Genomic DNA, 18,869 nt, shown 5'->3' with positions numbered 1-18,869 from the left:
GCCGGGCTCACGGCAGTGCCTTGCGGGCCGTGGCGAAGCGCGGACGGTTGTTCAGGTCGGGGTGGTCGGCGGCGTCGGTCCAGCCGCGGTCCTCGGCGAAGATCCACGGCACCTGACCGCCCTGGGTGTCGGCGTGCTCCACGACGACGACGCCGCCGGGGCGCAGCAGCCGGTGCGCGGTGCGCTCCAGGCCCCGGATCAGGTCCAGGCCGTCCTCGCCGGAGAACAGGGCCATGTCGGGGTCGTAGTCGCGCGCCTCGGGGGCGACGTACTCCCACTCGGTGAGCGGGATGTACGGCGGGTTGGAGACGACCAGGTCGACCTGGCCGTCGAGGTCCGGGAAGGCCGTCAGGGCGTTGCCCTGGCGCAGGTCGACCCTGGACCCCTCGACGTTCTTGCGCGTCCACTGCAGAGCGTCCTCGGACAGCTCCACGGCGTGCACGCGCGAGCGCGGGACCTCCTGGGCGAGGGCGAGCGCGATCGCGCCGGAGCCGGTGCACAGGTCGACGATGCACGGCTCGACGACGTCCATGGCGCGCACGGCGTCTATGGCCCAGCCGACCACCGACTCCGTCTCGGGCCGCGGCACGAACACCCCGGGCCCGACCTGGAGTTCCAGGTAGCGGAAGTAGGCGCGCCCGGTGATGTGCTGGAGGGGTTCGCGGGCCTCGCGGCGGGCGATGACCTCCCAGTACCGGGCGTCGAAGTCGGAGTCCTTGACGGAGTGCAGCTCGCCGCGCTTGACGCCGTGCACGAACGCGGCGAGTTCCTCCGCGTCGGTGCGCGGCGAGGGCACGCCGGCGTCGGCGAGCCGCTGGGTGGCCTGGGCCACCTCCGCGAGCAGCAGGTTCACGCAAGTCCTCCGTAGTGCTCGTACGTGCTCGGGCGCGCGCGCACGTCGTCTTACGCGGCTGCCAGCTTCGCCGCCGAGTCGGCGTCGACGCAGGCCTGGATCACCGCGTCGAGGTCGCCGTCCAGGACCTGGTCCAGGTTGTACGCCTTGAAGCCGACGCGGTGGTCCGAGATGCGGTTCTCCGGGTAGTTGTACGTCCGGATCTTCTCGGAGCGGTCGACGGTGCGGACCTGGCTGCGGCGGGCGTCGGCGGCGTTCCTCTCCGCCTCCTCCTGCGCGGCGGCGAGGAGCCTGGAGCGCAGGATACGCAGGGCCTGCTCCTTGTTCTGCAGCTGGCTCTTCTCGTTCTGGCAGGAGGCGACGACGCCGGTGGGCAGGTGCGTGATGCGCACGGCGGAGTCGGTGGTGTTGACGGACTGCCCGCCCGGTCCGGAGGAGCGGTAGACGTCGATGCGCAGGTCGTTGGGGTTGATCTCGACGTCGATCTCCTCGGCCTCGGGCGTCACGAGGACACCGGCAGCGGAGGTGTGGATCCGGCCCTGGGACTCGGTGGCGGGCACGCGCTGCACGCGGTGCACACCGCCCTCGTACTTCAGCCGCGCCCACACGCCCTGCCCGGGCTCGGTGGCGCCCTGGCCGCCCTTGGTCTTCACGGCGACCTGGACGTCCTTGTAGCCGCCGAGCTCGGACTCGGTGGCGTCGATGATCTCGGTCTTCCAGCCGACGCGCTCGGCGTAGCGCAGGTACATCCGCAGCAGGTCGCCGGCGAACAGGGCCGACTCGTCGCCGCCCGCGCCCGCCTTGATCTCCAGGATGACGTCCTTGTCGTCGCTGGGGTCGCGCGGGACGAGCAACAGGCGCAGCTTCTCGGTGAGCTCCTCGCGCTGCCGCTCCAGGTCCTTCACCTCGGCCGCGAAGTCGGGGTCGTCGGCGGCCAGTTCGCGCGCGGTGTCGATGTCGTCGCCCGTCTGCGTCCAGGAGCGGTAGGTGGCGACGATGGGGGTGAGCTCGGCGTAACGCTTGTTCAGCTTGCGCGCGTTGGCCTGGTCGGAGTGGACCGACGGGTCGGCGAGCTTCTTCTCCAGGTCGGCGTGCTCGGCGACGAGTTCCTCGACGGCCTCGAACATCTTGGGCTCCTGTGCGGGACGGGGGTGAAGGGCGGGCGACCAAAAACGCCGGTCCCGGAGCGCCCGGTGAGGGGGCGCGTCCGCGGACCGGCGATTGGAGGCTCGCTACTTCTTGGAGCCGGCGGCCTTGCCGAAGCGGGCCTCGAAGCGGGCCACGCGGCCACCGGTGTCGAGGATCTTCTGCTTGCCCGTGTAGAACGGGTGGCACTCGGAGCAGACATCGGCGCGGATCGTGCCGGACTCGATGGTGCTGCGGGTGGTGAACGACGCGCCGCAGGTGCAGCTGACCTGCGTCTCGACGTACTCGGGGTGGATGTCGCGCTTCAAGGTGTCTCCTAGGTTCGGGAGGGCGCCGGGTCGCCGCCGCGGGGTGCGGGAGCGTGAACCGGAGCCGACGTACCAGTCTGCCAGGACTGGGGCCATCCCCCAAAACCGGGGGTTGCCGTTCTTTGTTCCCTGCGGGCCGCAGGTGGCTGCTCGCGCGGTTCCCCGCGCCCCTCACGGGGCGCTCACGACCTCCTTGGCCTCTCCTGAGGCGTTGCCCGTCGTCGCGCTCTTCGGGATCGGCTTGTCGTGCGCCAGGGCCTTCCAGATCTCGTCGGCCTTCTTCTCCCGCAGCAGCACGCGGTTGGGGTCGGCCGGGTCGTAGGCGACCGGCATGGTGACCATGTGCAGGTGGGAGGGGCTGATGCCCTTGAGGCCGTTCGCGAAGGACGCGAGCCGGTTGACCGAGCCGAGGTCGGAGTCGGTCGTCACCGTCTTGGTCGCGGTCTCGGCGAGGTCGAGCAGTTTCTTGGGGCTGGAGAAGACGCCGACGTCCTTGAGCTGGTGGACCAGCGCCTTGACGAACGCCTGCTGGAGCTGGATGCGGCCGAGGTCGGAGCCGTCGCCGACGCCGTGGCGGGTGCGGACCAGGCCGAGGGCCTGCTCCCCGTCGAGTCTGTGGGTGCCGGCCTTGAGCCTCAGGTGGCTGTCGGGGTCGTCGATGCTCCTGGTCGTCGTGATCTCGACGCCGCCGAGGTCGTCGACGAGCTTCTGGAAGCCGGCGAAGTCGACCTCCAGGTAGTGGTCCATGCGCAGGTCCGTGATCGACTCGACCGTCTTCACGGCGCAGGCGGCTCCACCGGTGGAGTAGGCGGAGTTGAACATCACGCCGCGCGCGGCGGGGTGCTCGTTGCCCTCGGTGTCGGTGCAGGCCGGGCGGTCGATGAGGGTGTCGCGCGGGACGGAGACGACGCTGGCCTTCTTGTGGCCCTTGTACAGGTGCACGATCATCGCCGTGTCCGAGCGGGCGCTGCCGTCGTCGGTGCCGCCGCCGATCTTCCTGTTGCCGCCGGCGCGGGTGTCGGAGCCGAGGACGAGGATGTTCTCGGAGCCGTTGTCGGCCTTCTCGGGCCGGTCGGTGCCGAGGGCCTGGTCGATGTCGACGCTCTTGAGGTTGCCGTTGAGCTTGAAGTACAGGTAGCCCGCGCCGGTGCCGCCCAGGACGACGATGCCCGCCGCCGTCCAGGCCGCGATCACCAGCCCCTTGTGCCGCTTGCGGGGCTTGCGGCGCCGCCCCTTGGCGCGGCCGCGCGTTCCCTCGGTGCCGGTTCCGCCCGGTATGTCCGGGCCCGGTGTGCTCTCGGCAGACATGTGCTCCTCAGCTCGTCTACGGTCCATTACCCCCTGCGGTCAGCGCCAGGCGTGGAGACGAACCTCCTCCTCGCACCATCGTCGCTCCGCCCGGTCAGACGGAGAAACTCGGGAAAGGGTTGCACAACGGACTGTGCCCACCGCGTGCGGCGGTGGGCACAGTGCGTGGTCGGGCGTCGCGGGGCGTACCCGCTCACCTGGGATTTCAGCCGAAGATGTCGTACTGTGCGAAATCGGTGCCGACGGACTTCCTTGTGGCAAAGATCTCGCTGGTCGCCTTGCCGGTGCCGGCGTACAGGTAGAGCGTGCCGCCGGGCGTGCGGGCCAGGAAGTCGGCCTTGCCGTCGCCGGTCACGTCACCGGGCGCGTCGAAGGCGTTGTAGCCGTCCCACGTGCGCACCTTGACCCGGGTGGAGAAGGCCGCCGAGCCGGACTTGCCGGTCCCCTTGTACAGGTACATGGCGCTGCCGGTCTTGGCGCGGGCGATGAGGTCGGTCTTGCCGTCGCCGTTGAAGTCGCCCTTGCCACGCACGGAGTTGTACTGGTTCCAGCCGGAGCCGACCTTCACGCGGGTGGCGAAGGTGCCGTTGCCCTTGCCCGGGTAGATCCACAGCACACCGGCGGAGTCCACCGAGAGCAGGTCGGGCAGGTAGTCGCCGGTGACGTCACCGGGGGTGACGATCCGGGTGCGGGTCTTCCAGTTGTCGAAGATCTGCTTGGTGGTCCAGGTGCCGCTGGAGACGACGAAGTGGGTCCAGAAGACGTCGCCGTCGCTGCTGCGCCGGTAGACCAGGTCCTGGTAACCGTCGCGGTCGAGGTCGGCCTGCAGGACGACGTTGACGCCGTTCCAGTCGCCCCAGGACTCGCGGGCGGCGAACGAGGTGCCCTTGGAGTCCTTGGAGTAGCCGGTCCTGGTGGAGGCGTTGCGCACCCACAGGTCGGCCTTGTGGTCACCGCTGATGTTGGTGTCGTCCAGGCGCGGGTAGGCGGCGCCGACGTAGGAGCTGACCTTGCTGAAGACGCTGTAGGCGCCCCGGGCGACGCAGTCGGTCACGCCCCAGGACACGACACCGACGATCCGGTTGTTGACGACCAGGGGGCCGCCGGAGTCGCCGTTGCAGGCGGTGGTGGTCCCGGTGTCGCTGCCGGTGGCGGGCTTGCCCGCGCAGACCATGTGCCCCTTGACGAAGTCACTGCCGTACGCGCCGGAGCAGGTCGTGTCGGACTGGATGGGCAGCGTGGCGGTCTTCAGGGTGTCGGAGATGTCGTCGCTGGTGGAGCTGGTGCGGCCCCAGCCGTACACCTTGGCGCTGGTGCCGGCCTTGTACGACGTGGTGTCGCCGGACGTCGTCATCCGGATCGGGGTGGCCTTGACCGCGACGGGCAGGGTCAGCACCGCGATGTCGTTGTCGATGGTCGTGGCGCTGTAGGAGGGGTGGTTCCACTGGCGCCAGACACCGGTGACGGTGCCGCCGTGCACGTCGTCGCCGTCGGGCAGCTGGGAGGTGCCCGTGATGACGGCGCCGTTGTTCTTCCAGTCGTAGCCCTTGACGCAGTGCGCGGCGGTGAGGATCTTCGTCGGCGCGACGACGGCTCCGCCGCAGAAGAAGCCGAGGTCGTCGTCGGTGCCGGAGGTGCCCCGGTCGTCGTAGTAGTGGAGCTGCGCCATCCACGGGGCCGTGCTGATGGTGGTCTCGTTGCCGCCGATGATCTTCGGATCGATGCGGCCGTCGACGGTGCCCGCGCTGAGCGAGGTCTTGCTCGTCCTGCCGGCGACATCGTCACCGGCCATGGCGCCGGCGACCCGCTTCTGCAGCTCGGCGAGCGACGGCGAGCTGACGGCCGGCTCGACCGTCGGCTGCGGCAGCGAGGTGGCGGCGCCCGCGGACGTCGTCAGCAGCGTGCCGGCGACGGCGGCCGCGATGCCGGCGGCGGCGACGGGCAGCGCGAAACGTATCCGGCGTCTGTGCCGACCGCCCCCGGACATGGGTGTACCCACGTATGTCCCCCCTCGGGATCACAAGTTCGAAGAGAGCGTGATCCTAACGTGTACACGACCAACACAAAGGGCCGCCCCCGTGCGGGGAGCGGCCCTTGTGCGTGGTGCTGCCGGCGTCAGTCGCCGTTGCCCGGCGTCGGCGTCGTCTTCTGGATCTGCATCAGGAACTCGGCGTTCGACTTGGTCTGCTTCATCTTGTCGAGCAGCAGCTCGACCGCCTGCTGCTGGTCGAGGGCGTGCAGCACCCGGCGCAGCTTCCAGACGATGGCGAGCTCGTCGGGCGCGAGCAGGATCTCTTCCTTGCGGGTGCCGGACGCGTCGACGTCCACCGCCGGGAAGATGCGCTTGTCGGCGAGCTTGCGGTCGAGCTTGAGCTCCGCGTTGCCGGTGCCCTTGAACTCCTCGAAGATGACCTCGTCCATGCGGGAGCCGGTGTCGACCAGCGCGGTGGCGAGGATGGTCAGCGAGCCGCCGTCCTCGATGTTGCGCGCGGCACCGAAGAACCGCTTCGGCGGGTACAGCGCCGTCGAGTCGACACCACCGGACAGGATGCGGCCGGAGGCCGGGGCGGCGAGGTTGTACGCACGGCCCAGACGGGTGATCGAGTCGAGCAGCACGACGACGTCGTGACCCAGCTCCACCAGGCGCTTGGCGCGCTCGATGGCGAGCTCGGCGACCGTGGTGTGGTCCTCGGCCGGGCGGTCGAAGGTCGAGGAGATGACCTCGCCCTTGACCGACCGCTGCATGTCGGTGACCTCTTCCGGACGCTCGTCGACGAGGACGACCATCAGGTGGCACTCGGGGTTGTTGTGCGTGATCGCGTTGGCGATCGCCTGCATGATCATGGTCTTGCCGGTCTTCGGCGGGGCCACGATCAGACCGCGCTGGCCCTTACCGATCGGCGACACGAGGTCGATGATGCGGGTGGTGAGCACGCCCGGGTCCGTCTCCAGGCGGAGGCGGTCCTGCGGGTACAGCGGGGTGAGCTTGTTGAACTCCGGGCGGCCGCGGCCGTGTTCGGGCGCCATGCCGTTGACGGAGTCCAGGCGGACCAGCGCGTTGAACTTCTCGCGGCGCTCGCCCTCCTTGGGCTGGCGGACCGCGCCGGTGATGTGGTCGCCCTTACGCAGGCCGTTCTTGCGGACCTGGGCGAGGGAGACGTACACGTCGTTCGGGCCGGGCAGGTAGCCGGAGGTCCGGATGAACGCGTAGTTGTCGAGGATGTCGAGGATGCCCGCGACGGGGATCAGGACGTCGTCCTCGTTGATCTGCGGCTCGGTCGCGATGTCGTCGCGGCCCCGACGGCCCCGGCGGTCGCGGTAGCGGCCGCGGCGGCCCCGGCGGCCGCCCTCGAAGTCGTCCCCGTCCTCGTCGGCCCGCTGCTGGCCGCGGTCCTGGCGGCCGCCGCCCTGCTGGCTCTGCTGCTGGCCGCGGTCCTGACGGCCGCCGCCCTGCTGGTCGTCGCCCTTGCCCCCGCGGCCGCGGTCGCGGTCCCGGCCGCGATCGCGGTCCCGGTCCCGGTCGCGGCGGTCACGCCGGCGGCCCTCGCCGCCGTCACCGGCGTCGGACTTGGCGTCGTTGTTGTTCTGCGACTGCTGCGAGGCGTTGTTCTGCGACTGCTGCGCGGCCGGGGTCTCGGCCTTGCCGTCGTTCTTCGCCTCGGCCGCGACCGTCCCGGAAGCGGAGGCGGGGGCTCCGGCATCGGCGGTGGCGCGGCGGCGACGGCGCTCGGCCGGGGCGTCCTCGCCGCCGGCGGGCTGTCCCGGGATCTCGATCTGCTGCTGGGCCGCGGCCTTGTCGGCCTGGTCCGCGGGGGCCTGCGCGGCCTCCTTCGCGTCCTTCTTCTCGGCCTTGCCGGCACCGTCGGCGTTGTCGCCCGTACGGGCGCGGGAGGTCGCGCGACGCTTGGGCTTGGTCTCGGCACCCGCGTCGCCCGCGTCGGCCTTGGCGGCCGGGGCGGCGCCGCCGGACGCCTGCGCCTCCTTGATGACCTCGATCAGCTGGCTCTTGCGCATACGCGCGGTGCCCCTGATGCCGAGGCCGGATGCGACCTGCTGCAGCTCGGCCAGCACCATGCCCTCGAGGCCGGTACCGCGGCGCCGCCGGGAGCCGGCACCGGTGGCAGGCGCGGAGGCGTCCGTGGCGGGCGCGGCAGCGGTCTCCTCGACACGTGCGCCCATCAGATCGGTGGTGTCGCTCACGAAGGGTCCTTCCCTGGAGCGGACGTCGGCCTGTCTGGCTCGGCGACCGGTTGTGCTGTCCGGCTTCGGTCCGTGTGGTGTGAACCGTGCCGGGGCGGTGGTCCGCCTAAGCGGCGGAGGAATCTGGTGATGGCGCTTCCTTGAGTCGTGGCACCCAGTGTCAGTGTCACGCGGCGTGGGAGCACCGGTTCCGGAGCGTGCCCTGCGCCCCGCTCAGTGTCCACGTACGGCGTACGGTCCGACGTACGGCACACAGTGCGGCTTGGGGGGCTCCCGGAAGAATGTCTGTCCCGGACGGGGACACGAGGCACCTCGCCATGGTGGGGTCGGGTGCAGACTTGAGATTAACACTACCGGATCCAACAAACATTCCCCCTCTCGAAATCCGGCAACCGTGTGGCGTCAGATGTCGCCGGAGGCCGTCAGCGGCAGCACGCTCGCGCCCTGCGCGTCGAGACCGAGCCGGTTGGCGGCCCATTCGGCACCGGCCAGGGCCTCGACCTTGTCGGCCGTTTCCGCGTCGGCCAGTGCCATGACCGTGGGTCCCGCACCGGAGATGACCGCGGGGACGCCGTCGCCGCGCAGCCGCTCCACCAGCGCCGCGCTCTCCGGCATGGCGGGGGCGCGGTACTCCTGGTGCAGCCGGTCCTCGGTGGCGGGCAGCAGCAGCTCGGGACGGCGGGTGAGGGCCTCGACGAGCAGGGCGGCCCGGCCGGCGTTGGCGGCCGCGTCGACGTGCGGAACGGTGCGCGGGAGCAGTCCTCGCGCCGTCTCGGTGAGCACCGGCTTGGCGGGGACGAAAACCACCGGAACGATGGAATCGGCCGGGTCCATCCTGATCGCGCGGGCGGCGCCGCCCTCCATCCACGACAGGGTGAAGCCGCCCAGCAGGCAGGCCGCGACGTTGTCGGGGTGACCCTCGATCTCGGTGGCGAGTTCCAGCAGCGCGGTGTCGTCGAGCTTGGCGTCCGCGCCTATGGTCACGGCCCGGGCGGCGACGATCCCGGCGCAGATGGCGGCGGAGGAGGAGCCGAGGCCCCGGCCGTGCGGGATGCGGTTGGCGCAGACGATCTCCAGTCCGCGCGGCTGCCCGCCCAGCAGGTCGAAGGCGGTGCGCAGGGACCGTACGAGCAGGTGCCGCTCGTCGCGCGGGAGCGTCTCGCTGCCCTCACCCGCGATGTCGATGTGCAGCCCGGAGTCGGCCACCCGGACGACGACGTCGTCGTACAGCCCCAGCGCGAGGCCGAGGGCGTCGAAGCCCGGGCCGAGGTTGGCGCTGGTGGCGGGGACGCGCACCCGGACGGCGGCGGCGCGGAACGCTGGACCGGCCATCGCTCGATGACTCTCCTTGAGCTGCGTGATTGTCGAATGACGTTCGATGGACATTCGATGCCGTACGGGAACCCCGGGGGCCGCCGCCGGCCGGGAGGGCCGGCCGCTGCCCGGCCGCGGAGACGGCGCGACACCGCGCTCCTGCGGAGGCATATGCGGCGGGCGGGTTCAGTACAGCCTATCGAAGGAAGGTTCTGCGGCGACATAGGGCGCACAGGAGGCGCACGATGCGTGTCGCAAGCCCCCTGTGCACCCCCCGCGAGAACCCTTCCCCGGCGGGCGCCGCCTTACGCCGGACCGTGCCGTGCGAGCACCGGCGCTCGGAGCGTCGGCGCACGTCGCAGCGGGTCCGGGCGCCCTCAGGCGAGACCCAGGCGCTCCGCCGCGGCGGCCGCGTCCACCGGGACGGTGACCGGCTGCGGGGCGCCGGCGACGGCCCAGTCGGGGTCCTTCAGCCCGTTGCCGGTGACCGTGCAGACGATCCGCTGGCCCGGGTCGACCTTGCCCTGCTCGGCGGCCTTCAGCAGACCGGCGACGGACGCGGCGGACGCCGGCTCCACGAAGACGCCCTCCTGCGACGCCAACAGCCGGTAGGCGCGCAGGATCTCACGGTCCGTCACCTCGTCGATGAAACCGCCCGACTCGTCCCGTGCGGCGAGCGCGTAGTTCCACGAGGCCGGGTTGCCGATGCGGATGGCGGTGGCGATGGTCGAGGGGTCCTTGACCACCTCGCCGCGCACGATCGGGGCGCTGCCGGAGGCCTGGAAACCCCACATCCGGGGCTTGCGGGAGGCGATCCCGTCGCCCGCGTACTCCGTGTAGCCCTTCCAGTAGGCCGTGATGTTGCCCGCGTTGCCGACCGGCAGGACGTGGATGTCGGGCGCGTCACCCAGCATGTCCACGATCTCGAAGGCGGCCGTCTTCTGGCCCTCGATCCGTACCGGGTTGACCGAATTGACCAGGGCGACGGGGTAGTTGTCGCTCAGGCCGCGCGCGAGCGTGAGGCAGTCGTCGAAGTTGCCGTCGACCTGGAGGATCTTCGCGCCGTGGACCAGCGCCTGGCCCATCTTGCCGAGCGCGATCTTGCCCGTGGGCACGAGGACGGCGCACACCATCCCGGCCCGCACGGCGTACGCGGCGGCGGAGGCGGACGTGTTGCCCGTGGAGGCGCAGATGACGGCCTGGGCGCCCTCCTCCTTGGCCCGCGTGATGGCCATGGTCATACCGCGGTCCTTGAAGGAACCGGTCGGGTTCGCGCCCTCCACCTTGAGGTGGACCTCGCAGCCCGTGCGCTCGGAGAGCACCTGCGCGGGCACGAGCGGCGTGCCGCCCTCGCGGAGCGTCACGACCGGCGTGGTGTCGGAGACCGGCAGACGGTCCCGGTACTCCTCGATGATTCCGCGCCACTGGTGGGTCATTGCTGGTTACTCTCCTTCAACCCGCATGATGCTGGCGACACCACGCACGGTGTCGAGCTTGCGCAACGCCTCGACGGTGCCGGTGAGGGCGGCGTCGGACGCACGGTGCGTGACGACGACGAGGGAGGCCTCGCCGTCCTTCCCCGACTGGCGAACCGTATCGATCGAGACCCCGTGCTCGGCGAAGACGGTCGCGACCTGGGCGAGAACGCCCGGTTTGTCGGCCACGTCGAGGCTGATGTGGTAGCGCGTGACCACGTCGCCCATGGGCGACACCGGCAGCGCGGCGTAGGCGGACTCGCCCGGTCCGGTCGCGCCGCCGATCCGGTTGCGGCAGACGGCGACGAGGTCGCCGAGCACGGCCGAGGCCGTGGGGGAACCGCCCGCCCCGGGGCCGTAGAACATGAGCTGCCCGGCGGCGTCGGACTCGACGAACACGGCGTTGTAGGCGCCGCGCACGGAGGCCAGCGGGTGGCTCAGCGGGATCATCGCCGGGTGCACGCGCGCGGTGACGGACGCGCCGTCCCCGGCCCGCTCGCAGATGGCGAGCAGCTTGATGGTGCAGCCCATCTGCCGGGCGGAGGCGAAGTCGGCCGCCGTCACCTCGGTCATGCCCTCGCGGTAGACGTCGTCGAGGCGCACGCGCGTGTGGAAGGCGATGCCCGCGAGGATGGCGGCCTTCGCGGCGGCGTCGAAGCCCTCGACGTCGGCGGTCGGGTCGGCCTCGGCGTACCCCAGGGCGGTGGCCTCGTCGAGGGCCTCCTGGTACCCGGCGCCCGTCGAGTCCATCTTGTCGAGGATGAAGTTGGTGGTCCCGTTGACGATGCCCATCACCCGGTTGATCTTGTCGCCGGCGAGGGACTCGCGCAGCGGCCGGATCAGCGGGATGGCACCGGCGACGGCGGCCTCGTAGTAGAGGTCCTTGCCGTGCTGCTCGGCGACCGCGTGCAGGGCCGCCCCGTCCTGGGCGAGCAGGGCCTTGTTCGCGGAGACGACGGAGGCGCCGTGCTCGAAGGCGGTGGTGATGAGCGCCCGGGCGGGCTCGATGCCACCGATGACCTCGACGACCACGTCGATGTCGCCGCGTTTGACCAGGGCGGTGGCGTCGGTGGTGATGAGCGCGGGGTCGATGCCCTCGCGGACCCGGTCGGGCCGGCGGACCGCCACGCCCGCGAGCTCCACCGGGGCACCGATGCGGGCCGTGAGGTCGTCGGCGTGCGTCGTCATGATGCGCGCCACCTCTGAGCCGACCACTCCACAGCCCAGCAGCGCCACCTTCAGCGGACGCGTACGCATCATCCGACCTCGTTTCCTCATTACCGTCATCGGTGGAACCAGTCTCACTCACCGGACGGGAGTTTCTGCCCGGAGTCCGGATCGTGAGACATCTATTTCATTTCCGCGGGGCGGTGGACAGAAGATCTTCCGCCACCCCGGGACTGCGCGCCGGGCTCAGCCGACGTCGAGACGCAGCAGGTCCTCCTCCGTCTCGCGGCGGACGATCACCCGGGCCTCGCCGTCGCGCACGGCGACGACCGGCGGGCGCAGCACGTGGTTGTAGTTGCTGGCCATCGACCGGCAGTAGGCGCCCGTGGCGGGCACGGCGACCAGGTCGCCCGGCGCCAGGTCGGCCGGCAGGAACGCGTCCTTGACCACGATGTCCCCGCTCTCGCAGTGCTTGCCGACGACGCGGGCCAGCATCGGCTCGGCGTCGGAGGTGCGGGAGACCAGGGCGACGCTGTACTCGGCGTCGTACAGCGCGGTGCGGATGTTGTCCGACATGCCGCCGTCCACCGAGACGTACGTGCGCAGCCCGTCGAGCGGCTTGATCGTGCCGACCTCGTAGAGCGTGAAGGCGGTCGGCCCGACGATGGCCCGCCCCGGCTCGACCGAGATGCGCGGCGTGCGCAGCCTGGCGGCCTCGCACTCCCGCGTGACGATCTCGGTGAGCGCCTTGGCGATCTCGTGCGGCTCGCGCGGGTCGTCGCCACTGGTGTACGCGATGCCGAGTCCGCCGCCGAGGTCGATCTCGGGCAGCTCGACGCCGTGCTCGTCGCGGATGTCCTTCAGCAGCCCGACCACCCGGTGGGCGGCGACCTCGAACCCGGACATGTCGAAGATCTGCGAGCCGATGTGGCTGTGGATGCCGACCAGCTCCAGGCCGTCGAGCTGCAGCGCCCGCCGTACGGCCTCGGCGGCCTGCCCGCCGGCCAGCGGGATGCCGAACTTCTGGTCCTCGTGGGCCGTGGCGATGAACTCGTGGGTGTGCGCCTCGACGCCGACGGTGATCCGGATGAGGACCTTCTGCCGCTTGCCCAGGCTCTGCGCGATGTGGGCGACGCGCACGATCTCCTGGAAGGAGTCGAGCACGATGTGCCCCACCCCGGCCTCGACGGCCCGGGTGATCTCGTCGACGGACTTGTTGTTGCCGTGGAAGGCGATGCGCTCGGCGGGCATGCCGGCGGACAGCGCCGTGGCCAGCTCACCGCCGGAGCAGACGTCCACGTTCAGCCCCTCCTCGTGCAGCCAGCGCACCACGGCCCGGGAGAGGAACGCCTTGCCGGCGTAGAAGACGTCGGCGCCGGTCCCGAAGGCGGTACGCCAGGCCCGCGCCCGGGCCCGGAAGTCGGCCTCGTCCAGGACGTACGCCGGGGTCCCGACCTCCTCGGCGAGCCGCGTGACGGGGATCCCGCCGACGGTGACGACACCGTCCTCGTCGCGCGTCACCGTCCCCGCCCAGACCTTGGGGTCGAGCGCGTTGAGGTCGGCGGCCGGGGCGGAGTAGTGGCCCTCGGGAAGGACATCGGCGTGACGGGGCCCGGCGGGGTGTGCGGAACGGCTCATGGTGTCGTGTGCCTCTTCTTGGCTCTCAGAGGTGTTCGGGTGCGTCGATACCGAGCAGGGACAGGCCGCCGGCCAGCACCGTCCCGGCGGCTTCGGCGAGAGCGAGCCGGGCACGGTGGGCGGCCGAGGGTTTCTCCTCCCCCAGGGGCAGCACGGAGTGCAGCACGGGCAGGGTGGCGTCGGCGACGGCGACGAGGTGCCGGGCCAACCGGTCGGGAGCGCGGTGCGCGACGGTGGCGGCGAGGACGCGGGGGTGGTCGCGGAGGGCGGCGAGGAGCGGGGCGTGGGCGGCGGGGGCGTCCACCGGGCCGGGCTCGGGGTGGAAGCCCAGGTCGGCGGCGTTGCGCAGGAGGGCCCGGGTGCGGGCGTGGGCGTACCGGACGCGGAAGAGGGGGTTGCCCTCCCGCTGCACGAGGTGGTCGCCGGTGACGCGGGGCCGGTCGTGCCCGGCGGGATACAGCAGGGCCCAGCGGGCGGCGTCCCGGCCGAGGGGAAGGGGGTCGGCGGGGGCGGGCACGGGGCGGAGGGCGGCGACGGTGTCGTGGCCGGGGTGCGTGGCGCTGTCGGTGTCGAGACCGAGGACGGTGGGCCACTGCGGGTCGACGGGGCCGTGGTCGGCGTGCGCCGCGGCATCGGTATCGAGTCCCAGGAGGGTGGGCCACTGCGGGTCGACGGGGCCGTCGCATTCGACGCGGGCGGCGTGTCCCTGGCTGCGCGCCACGCGGGCGAGGGCGTCGGCGACGACTACGGCACGGACCTCGGCAGGACAACGGAGGAGGAGGCCGGACGGGCTCGGTGCGGTGACGTGCCCGTACCGCTGCCCGCACCGCAGGATCTCGGCGACGAGGTCGGCGGAGGCGTCACCGCGCAGACGGAGATTGAGGAACCCCGGTCCGGTGACGACGACGTCGGTGATCCGACGCTCCCGGAGCAGCCGCGCGCGCAGGATGCCGGCGACGCGGTGCGGGGACTCGCCCGCCGCACGGGCCAGCTGGAGGGCGACGGGGGTGGCGTAGTCGCCGCACCCTCCGGGCCCGGGCGGCGCGACCACGACCCGCTCGGGAACGGTCACGCACAGCTCTCCCTCGTCGACAGCACGACGCACGGCGTGCAGCACGGTGCGCGAGAGCTCGACGGGGGTCACGGGTCAAGCGTAGGGGAGGAGGGGGGTGGGTATGCGAACCGGTTTACCGAGGGTCCCGGGATGTGGACGGGGGGCGGTGGGGCGGAGGGGCGGCGGGAACGCCCGGGGGGGGCGAGGGCGTCTGCGCGTAGGAGGGAGAAGAGCAGTGGGAAGTGGGAGAGGAAAGAGAAGCGGACTACGACCCGACGGACTGATCCGCGACGACGGGCGGAGGGACTACGGCCGACCGATCAACCGGGGCGGACGACTCGACCGCCGGCACATGGACGGAGGCGTCACCCTCCTTGCCGACGCCGGAACCACCACCCCGCTGCCGCCCGCCACCCCGGGCGCGCTCGACCAACTGCCGGACCAGGGAGACCAGTTCGGCGGGCTCGAAGGGCTTGGACAGAAAGGCGTCGACACCCACTTCGAGCCCGGACTCGATCTCGTGGTGGCTGCAGGCGCTGACGATGGCGAGGGGGACGTCACGGGTACGCGGGTCGGCCCGAAGCCGAGCGGCGGTGCGGAGCCCGTCGAGCCGGGGCATGACGACATCGAGGGTCACGACATCGGGCCGCACTTGATGAACGACATCCAGACACTCGGCACCATCGGCAGCGGTCACGACCTCCAGCCCCTCCAGCTCGAGGTTGACCCTGATCAACTGCCGGATGACCTTGTTGTCGTCCACAACAAGCACCCGGCCCGACGCGCCTGGCACAACTCGAGAGTAGGTCGCCCCCGGCCATCGCGTCCGGGTTTTCCCCACTTCCACCCCGCACGGGCGACCGGCACGCCGTGCCGCCGAGGTGCCGCCGGCCTCGGAAAGTGGTTCATGACCACCCCGAGGGAGCTGGTAGTGTTCTACCCGTCGCCGCGAGCGAACAGCTCCCGCCCGACACGCCCCCGTAGCTCAGGGGATAGAGCAACGGCCTCCGGAGCCGTGTGCGCAGGTTCGAATCCTGCCGGGGGCACCTTGGATTAGGTGCCTAAAGACCCCGCCATCAGCGCTTTTGCTGAGACGGGGTCTTCGCGTATGTGCAGGCGTATGCAGCCCTAAGCGACCCTGGGACGCGGTCTGTGGACTATTCGTGGACAGGATCTTGGGGCATCAGTCCAGGTCAGCCATGGCAAACGGCAAGGCCCCCGGACAAGTCCAGGGGCCAGAAGCCTAGCGTCGAGCACGATCATTCGTACTCGCGCAACAGCTCTTCGATCTTCCGGTTGGCGATCTCCTGCCGACCGTCGATGCACTTCGCGTAGCGGCTCAGCAGGACCTCAACGCTGTTGCCTGCTCGCTCGGCGACCTCAGTTGGATCCACCCCGGAGTTGAGCCAGGTGGACAGCGCCGAGTGCCGGAGGTCGTACGGCCGGGCAGCGAGAGGGGAAGCGACCGCGGCCGGCGGGAGCGCCAGCGCCCGAGCCTCCTGCCAGACGCGGTAGTACGTCGAGGAGCCGACCACTCCCCCGCGTTCGTTCGTGAACAAGCGCCCGTCCTCCGCAGTGCCGAAGGTGTCGAGGTGTTGCCGGAGAATGGCGACGAGCTGAGGCGGGATCGGTACCAGCCGGACCTCTTCGGCCGGTCGGTTCTTCAGGCCGCGGTCGTCGTGTGTCTCCCCGGAGTCCGTCCACTGCTTGCCGACACTGGGGCGCGTCCGGTTCAGCAGAGCCGTCCCCCAGCCGGTCTCCGGCAGTTTCAGGTCCGCACGAGTGAGACCGACAGCCTCAGCGGGACGGAGGGCGCCGTAATACATGCAGGCGAACAGGCCAACGAGTCGACGACCACGCGCCCGGCCGTACCCACCAACGTACGAGACCGCAGCCAGCAGGGACCGTGCCTGCTCCGGATTGGCAACTACCCGCGGATCTACTTCCCCGGCCACCTTCGGTTTCTTCCAGCGGATAGCAGTGATCGGGTTCTCTTTGAACTCCCCGAGATCCACCGCATAGTGCAGTGCGTTGACGAGCGTCCGACGCTTGCGCCGAACGGTTTCCGCGGCCGCCGCCGTCCCGTCGAGCTTCAGTTTGAGGGAGTCCAGTACCGCCCTGCCTACCGCAGGGTCGCCGAGGTCGGACAGGGGCCGCGAAGCCTTGGCCACCCAGTACAAGGTGTTGGCGATCTCGGTCGGCACTTCGCGATCATCAGGAAAGGGCAGGACAAAGGCCCAGTTACGCAGTGCCTTCCTAAGCAGACTGTCGGACGGCCGCCCCGGACGATCATCCAGAAGAGCCATGGTCACGGCGGTCAGCGACTCATTGATCCCGTTGCGCGTATTCGGAGCGGCGTGCGGCCACTTCATAGCGAGGTAGATCAGAGCGAAGGCATACCAGGTAGTCGAAGGCGCCTTCTCGACCATCGAATCAGGCAGCCCCGTGACCGTATCGAACTCCTCACCGTCACGGGTGGCCCTAAGAAGCTTGGCCCGGTAGTGGTCTGCAAGCCCCTTAGTGCGAAACTGCTCGGAAAACACGTTGCCGGAAACCGTCCACCTGACGTCATATGACGACTTCTTGGTGTTTCTCTTCCGGACCCCCCAGACCTTTACGTCAAGCGACTTCATGCGGCCCGCTCTCGGGCGTTCAGCCAAGCGTTGAAGTCACTACGCCACACGCGCAGTTCCCCGTTAGGCAACTTGAATGCCTGCGGCGCCTCACCCAACTCGCGCCAACGATAGAAGGTCCGGCGGGAGATGCCCTTGAGTTCGGCACAGACCTCTCGAACGGTCATCAGCTCGTCTTTCACGTCAGCGCTCCTTCCTGACTGAGTTGGTCGCGCAGGGCTTCGCGGGCGGTTTCTCGGTTGAGCTGGAGGTCGCGGGCGATGGTGGCTGCGAGGGCGGATTCGCCGGGGGTGTGGCCGTGTCCGGCGTACTGCCAGTCGGCCAGGACCAGGACGGTGTCCGGCTCGACGTCCTCCAGGCCGAGGGCGGCGTGTTCCTGGGCGGCGCGGTAGTCGGCGCGGGCCTGGCGGAGGGCGCCGAGGGTGGTGGAGTAGCGGCGGGACTTGGAGGAGAAGTGACCGCGGAATCCGAGCATGTGCGCCCAGGCCCACAGGCGCCGGTCGGGGTAGAGCGGGTCGAGCTGCTTGCAGGCTTCGATGAGGCGGCGGGTGTGGTCGGGGACCTGGTGGCGGTCGAGCTCGGAGAGTTCGCCGATGCGCCGATCGAGGGTGCCGGTGGTCTCGGCGGCCTTGGTGGCGTACTTGGCCACGTAGGAGGCGACGGCCTGTTCCGTGATGTCGGAGCCGTCTCCGAACGCCTTGATCGACCGGACGTCGAGCTGTCGGCCCCAGCGGAAGGTCCGGGCCGGCTGGTCGGCGACGGCCGGGACGGAGACCGAGGTGTAGGAGTGCTTGGCGGCGGCCCGGATCGCGTCGGAGAGGAGATCGACCGTGGCCCAGGTCGGCGGCGGGGAGCCAGGGCCGTCCGGTCCGTCGAGGCGGATCACGGCATGGAAGTGCAGCGCACCCCGCTTCTGGAACTCCGCGACCTTGCCGTACGACAGCCGGGCCGACTCCTTCAACTCCCGCTGAGAGAGGCCGGCGCGGGCGGCGACTTCCCGACGGAGCCGGTTCGTGAAGCGTTGCCAGAGCTGTCCGGCGTGGTTGTTGAACAGCACCGTGCCCGCGTAGTCGTACGTCTCCGGGTCGAGGGCCGTGCCGAGGGTGGGATCGTCGGGAGCGTGGCGGGTGCCGCATCGGCAGACGCCTCGGTCCGGGCGGTTGTGCACGCGGCCGAATGAGGGTGCGGTGAGGGTAGCGAAGACGCGGGGATGGTCGCGGATGGTGGCGGGGATGTCACGGCGGTCGTCCCCGGCCAGGCCCGCACGGATCAGGTGGTAGGTGTCGCCCGCGTACGTCCAGGCGCAGGACGGGCAGCGGGAGGCGCGGCGGTTGCCGCAGGCGACGCGAAGGCGTCCGCCCGGCTCGTTGGCGGTGGAGTAGTGGTGCAGGGTCTCGCCGGTGGTCTTGTCCTTGGTGAGGGTCCAGCCGGTCAGGTGGATCGGGTCGGCGCAGCCGCCGGTGCGGCGGATCTGTTCTTCCCAGCGGTGGTAGTCGACAGCCGAAGCCACCCTCAGCAGGTCGCCGAGGGTGGTCGGGTCGAGCAGCGTCTCAGGCACCAGCGCCCTCCCGGAGGCGGCGGGCGGGAACGGTGCCGGTGCCCTGGCAGGCGGGGCAGTGCGCAGTGATAGTGCGCAGGTGGCCGCGCGGGTTGCGGCCGCCGAGGGTGACGGCGACCGTGGCGAAGCCGTTGCAGGCCGGGCAGATACGTCGTGCGGGTCGGGTTTGCTGGGCCATGATGGTGGTTCCTTTCGATTGCGGTTGGAAGGAACGG

At 70.7% G+C, this 18,869-nt stretch carries 16 protein-coding genes and 1 tRNA gene; 1 reads left to right on the top strand and 16 read right to left on the bottom strand.

All coding sequences use genetic code 11. The annotated features are described in order from the left end of the window. Positions 1-7 precede the first annotated feature (7 nt). The 12 genes from prmC to ACZ4M5_RS11455 all read right to left on the bottom strand — a co-directional run bounded on the left by prmC (position 8) and on the right by ACZ4M5_RS11455 (position 15,304). Complete coding sequence (prmC, locus tag ACZ4M5_RS11510) at positions 8-853, bottom strand: peptide chain release factor N(5)-glutamine methyltransferase (RefSeq protein WP_467735396.1); 846 nt, start codon at positions 851-853, stop codon at positions 8-10. Positions 854-903: 50 nt separating this feature from the next. Next, complete coding sequence (gene prfA, locus ACZ4M5_RS11505; protein ID WP_467735394.1) at positions 904-1,980, bottom strand: peptide chain release factor 1; 1,077 nt, start codon at positions 1,978-1,980, stop codon at positions 904-906. Positions 1,981-2,085: 105 nt separating this feature from the next. Continuing rightward, positions 2,086-2,307: a 50S ribosomal protein L31 gene (gene rpmE, locus ACZ4M5_RS11500; RefSeq protein ID WP_003992975.1), complete on the bottom strand. Its 222-nt coding sequence runs from the start codon at positions 2,305-2,307 to the stop codon at positions 2,086-2,088. 171 nt (positions 2,308-2,478) lie between these two features. Beyond that, complete coding sequence (locus tag ACZ4M5_RS11495; RefSeq protein ID WP_467735392.1) at positions 2,479-3,615, bottom strand: LCP family protein; 1,137 nt, start codon at positions 3,613-3,615, stop codon at positions 2,479-2,481. 205 nt (positions 3,616-3,820) lie between these two features. Next, the gene (locus ACZ4M5_RS11490) at positions 3,821-5,602 is read right to left on the bottom strand and encodes a trypsin-like serine protease (RefSeq protein ID WP_467735577.1); all 1,782 of its coding nucleotides are present in this window, start codon (positions 5,600-5,602) and stop codon (positions 3,821-3,823) included. A gap of 128 nt (positions 5,603-5,730) precedes the next feature. Beyond that, entirely contained in the window at positions 5,731-7,815 is a 2,085-nt protein-coding gene (gene rho, locus ACZ4M5_RS11485; protein ID WP_467735390.1) for a transcription termination factor Rho, read from the bottom strand. A gap of 402 nt (positions 7,816-8,217) precedes the next feature. Beyond that, positions 8,218-9,147 (bottom strand): homoserine kinase, encoded by a 930-nt coding sequence (thrB, locus tag ACZ4M5_RS11480; protein WP_467735388.1) that lies wholly within the window; start codon positions 9,145-9,147, stop codon positions 8,218-8,220. Between the two features lie 359 nt (positions 9,148-9,506). Continuing rightward, positions 9,507-10,565 carry a threonine synthase gene (gene thrC, locus ACZ4M5_RS11475; RefSeq protein WP_467735386.1) on the bottom strand — a complete coding sequence of 353 codons (1,059 nt, stop codon included), beginning with the start codon at positions 10,563-10,565 and terminating at the stop codon, positions 9,507-9,509. A 6-nt stretch (positions 10,566-10,571) separates the two neighbouring features. Next, positions 10,572-11,864: a homoserine dehydrogenase gene (locus ACZ4M5_RS11470; protein WP_467735384.1), complete on the bottom strand. Its 1,293-nt coding sequence runs from the start codon at positions 11,862-11,864 to the stop codon at positions 10,572-10,574. A gap of 153 nt (positions 11,865-12,017) precedes the next feature. Continuing rightward, a complete protein-coding gene (lysA, locus tag ACZ4M5_RS11465; RefSeq protein WP_467735382.1) occupies positions 12,018-13,409 on the bottom strand; it encodes a diaminopimelate decarboxylase in 1,392 nt (463 codons plus the stop codon). Between the two features lie 25 nt (positions 13,410-13,434). Next, positions 13,435-14,553 carry an ArgS-related anticodon-binding protein NrtL gene (nrtL, locus tag ACZ4M5_RS11460; protein WP_467735380.1) on the bottom strand — a complete coding sequence of 373 codons (1,119 nt, stop codon included), beginning with the start codon at positions 14,551-14,553 and terminating at the stop codon, positions 13,435-13,437. Positions 14,554-14,728: 175 nt separating this feature from the next. Next, the gene (locus ACZ4M5_RS11455) at positions 14,729-15,304 is read right to left on the bottom strand and encodes a response regulator (protein ID WP_467735378.1); all 576 of its coding nucleotides are present in this window, start codon (positions 15,302-15,304) and stop codon (positions 14,729-14,731) included. Between the two features lie 133 nt (positions 15,305-15,437). On the opposite strand from ACZ4M5_RS11455, the gene ACZ4M5_RS11450 reads away from it, so the two are divergent. Continuing rightward, positions 15,438-15,509, top strand: a tRNA-Arg gene (locus ACZ4M5_RS11450). Positions 15,510-15,722: 213 nt separating this feature from the next. On the opposite strand, the gene ACZ4M5_RS11445 is transcribed toward ACZ4M5_RS11450, so the two are convergent. The 4 genes from ACZ4M5_RS11445 to ACZ4M5_RS11430 are packed head-to-tail and all read right to left on the bottom strand — an operon-like array spanning position 15,723 to position 18,832. After that, positions 15,723-17,096, bottom strand: coding sequence for a tyrosine-type recombinase/integrase (locus ACZ4M5_RS11445; RefSeq protein WP_467735376.1), 1,374 nt, complete (start codon positions 17,094-17,096; stop codon positions 15,723-15,725). Beyond that, the gene (locus ACZ4M5_RS11440; RefSeq protein ID WP_450153127.1) at positions 17,093-17,263 is read right to left on the bottom strand and encodes a helix-turn-helix transcriptional regulator; all 171 of its coding nucleotides are present in this window, start codon (positions 17,261-17,263) and stop codon (positions 17,093-17,095) included. The genes ACZ4M5_RS11445 and ACZ4M5_RS11440 overlap by 4 nt, the downstream gene beginning before the upstream one ends. A gap of 11 nt (positions 17,264-17,274) precedes the next feature. Continuing rightward, the gene (gene repSA / locus ACZ4M5_RS11435) at positions 17,275-18,654 is read right to left on the bottom strand and encodes a replication initiator protein RepSA (protein ID WP_467735374.1); all 1,380 of its coding nucleotides are present in this window, start codon (positions 18,652-18,654) and stop codon (positions 17,275-17,277) included. Beyond that, a complete protein-coding gene (locus tag ACZ4M5_RS11430) occupies positions 18,647-18,832 on the bottom strand; it encodes a hypothetical protein (protein ID WP_450153116.1) in 186 nt (61 codons plus the stop codon). The genes repSA and ACZ4M5_RS11430 overlap by 8 nt, the downstream gene beginning before the upstream one ends. Between the last annotated feature and the right edge of the window lie 37 nt (positions 18,833-18,869).

Source organism: Streptomyces sp. NPDC026246, from assembly GCF_055567995.1.
This window is presented reverse-complemented; position numbering and strand designations above follow the sequence as displayed.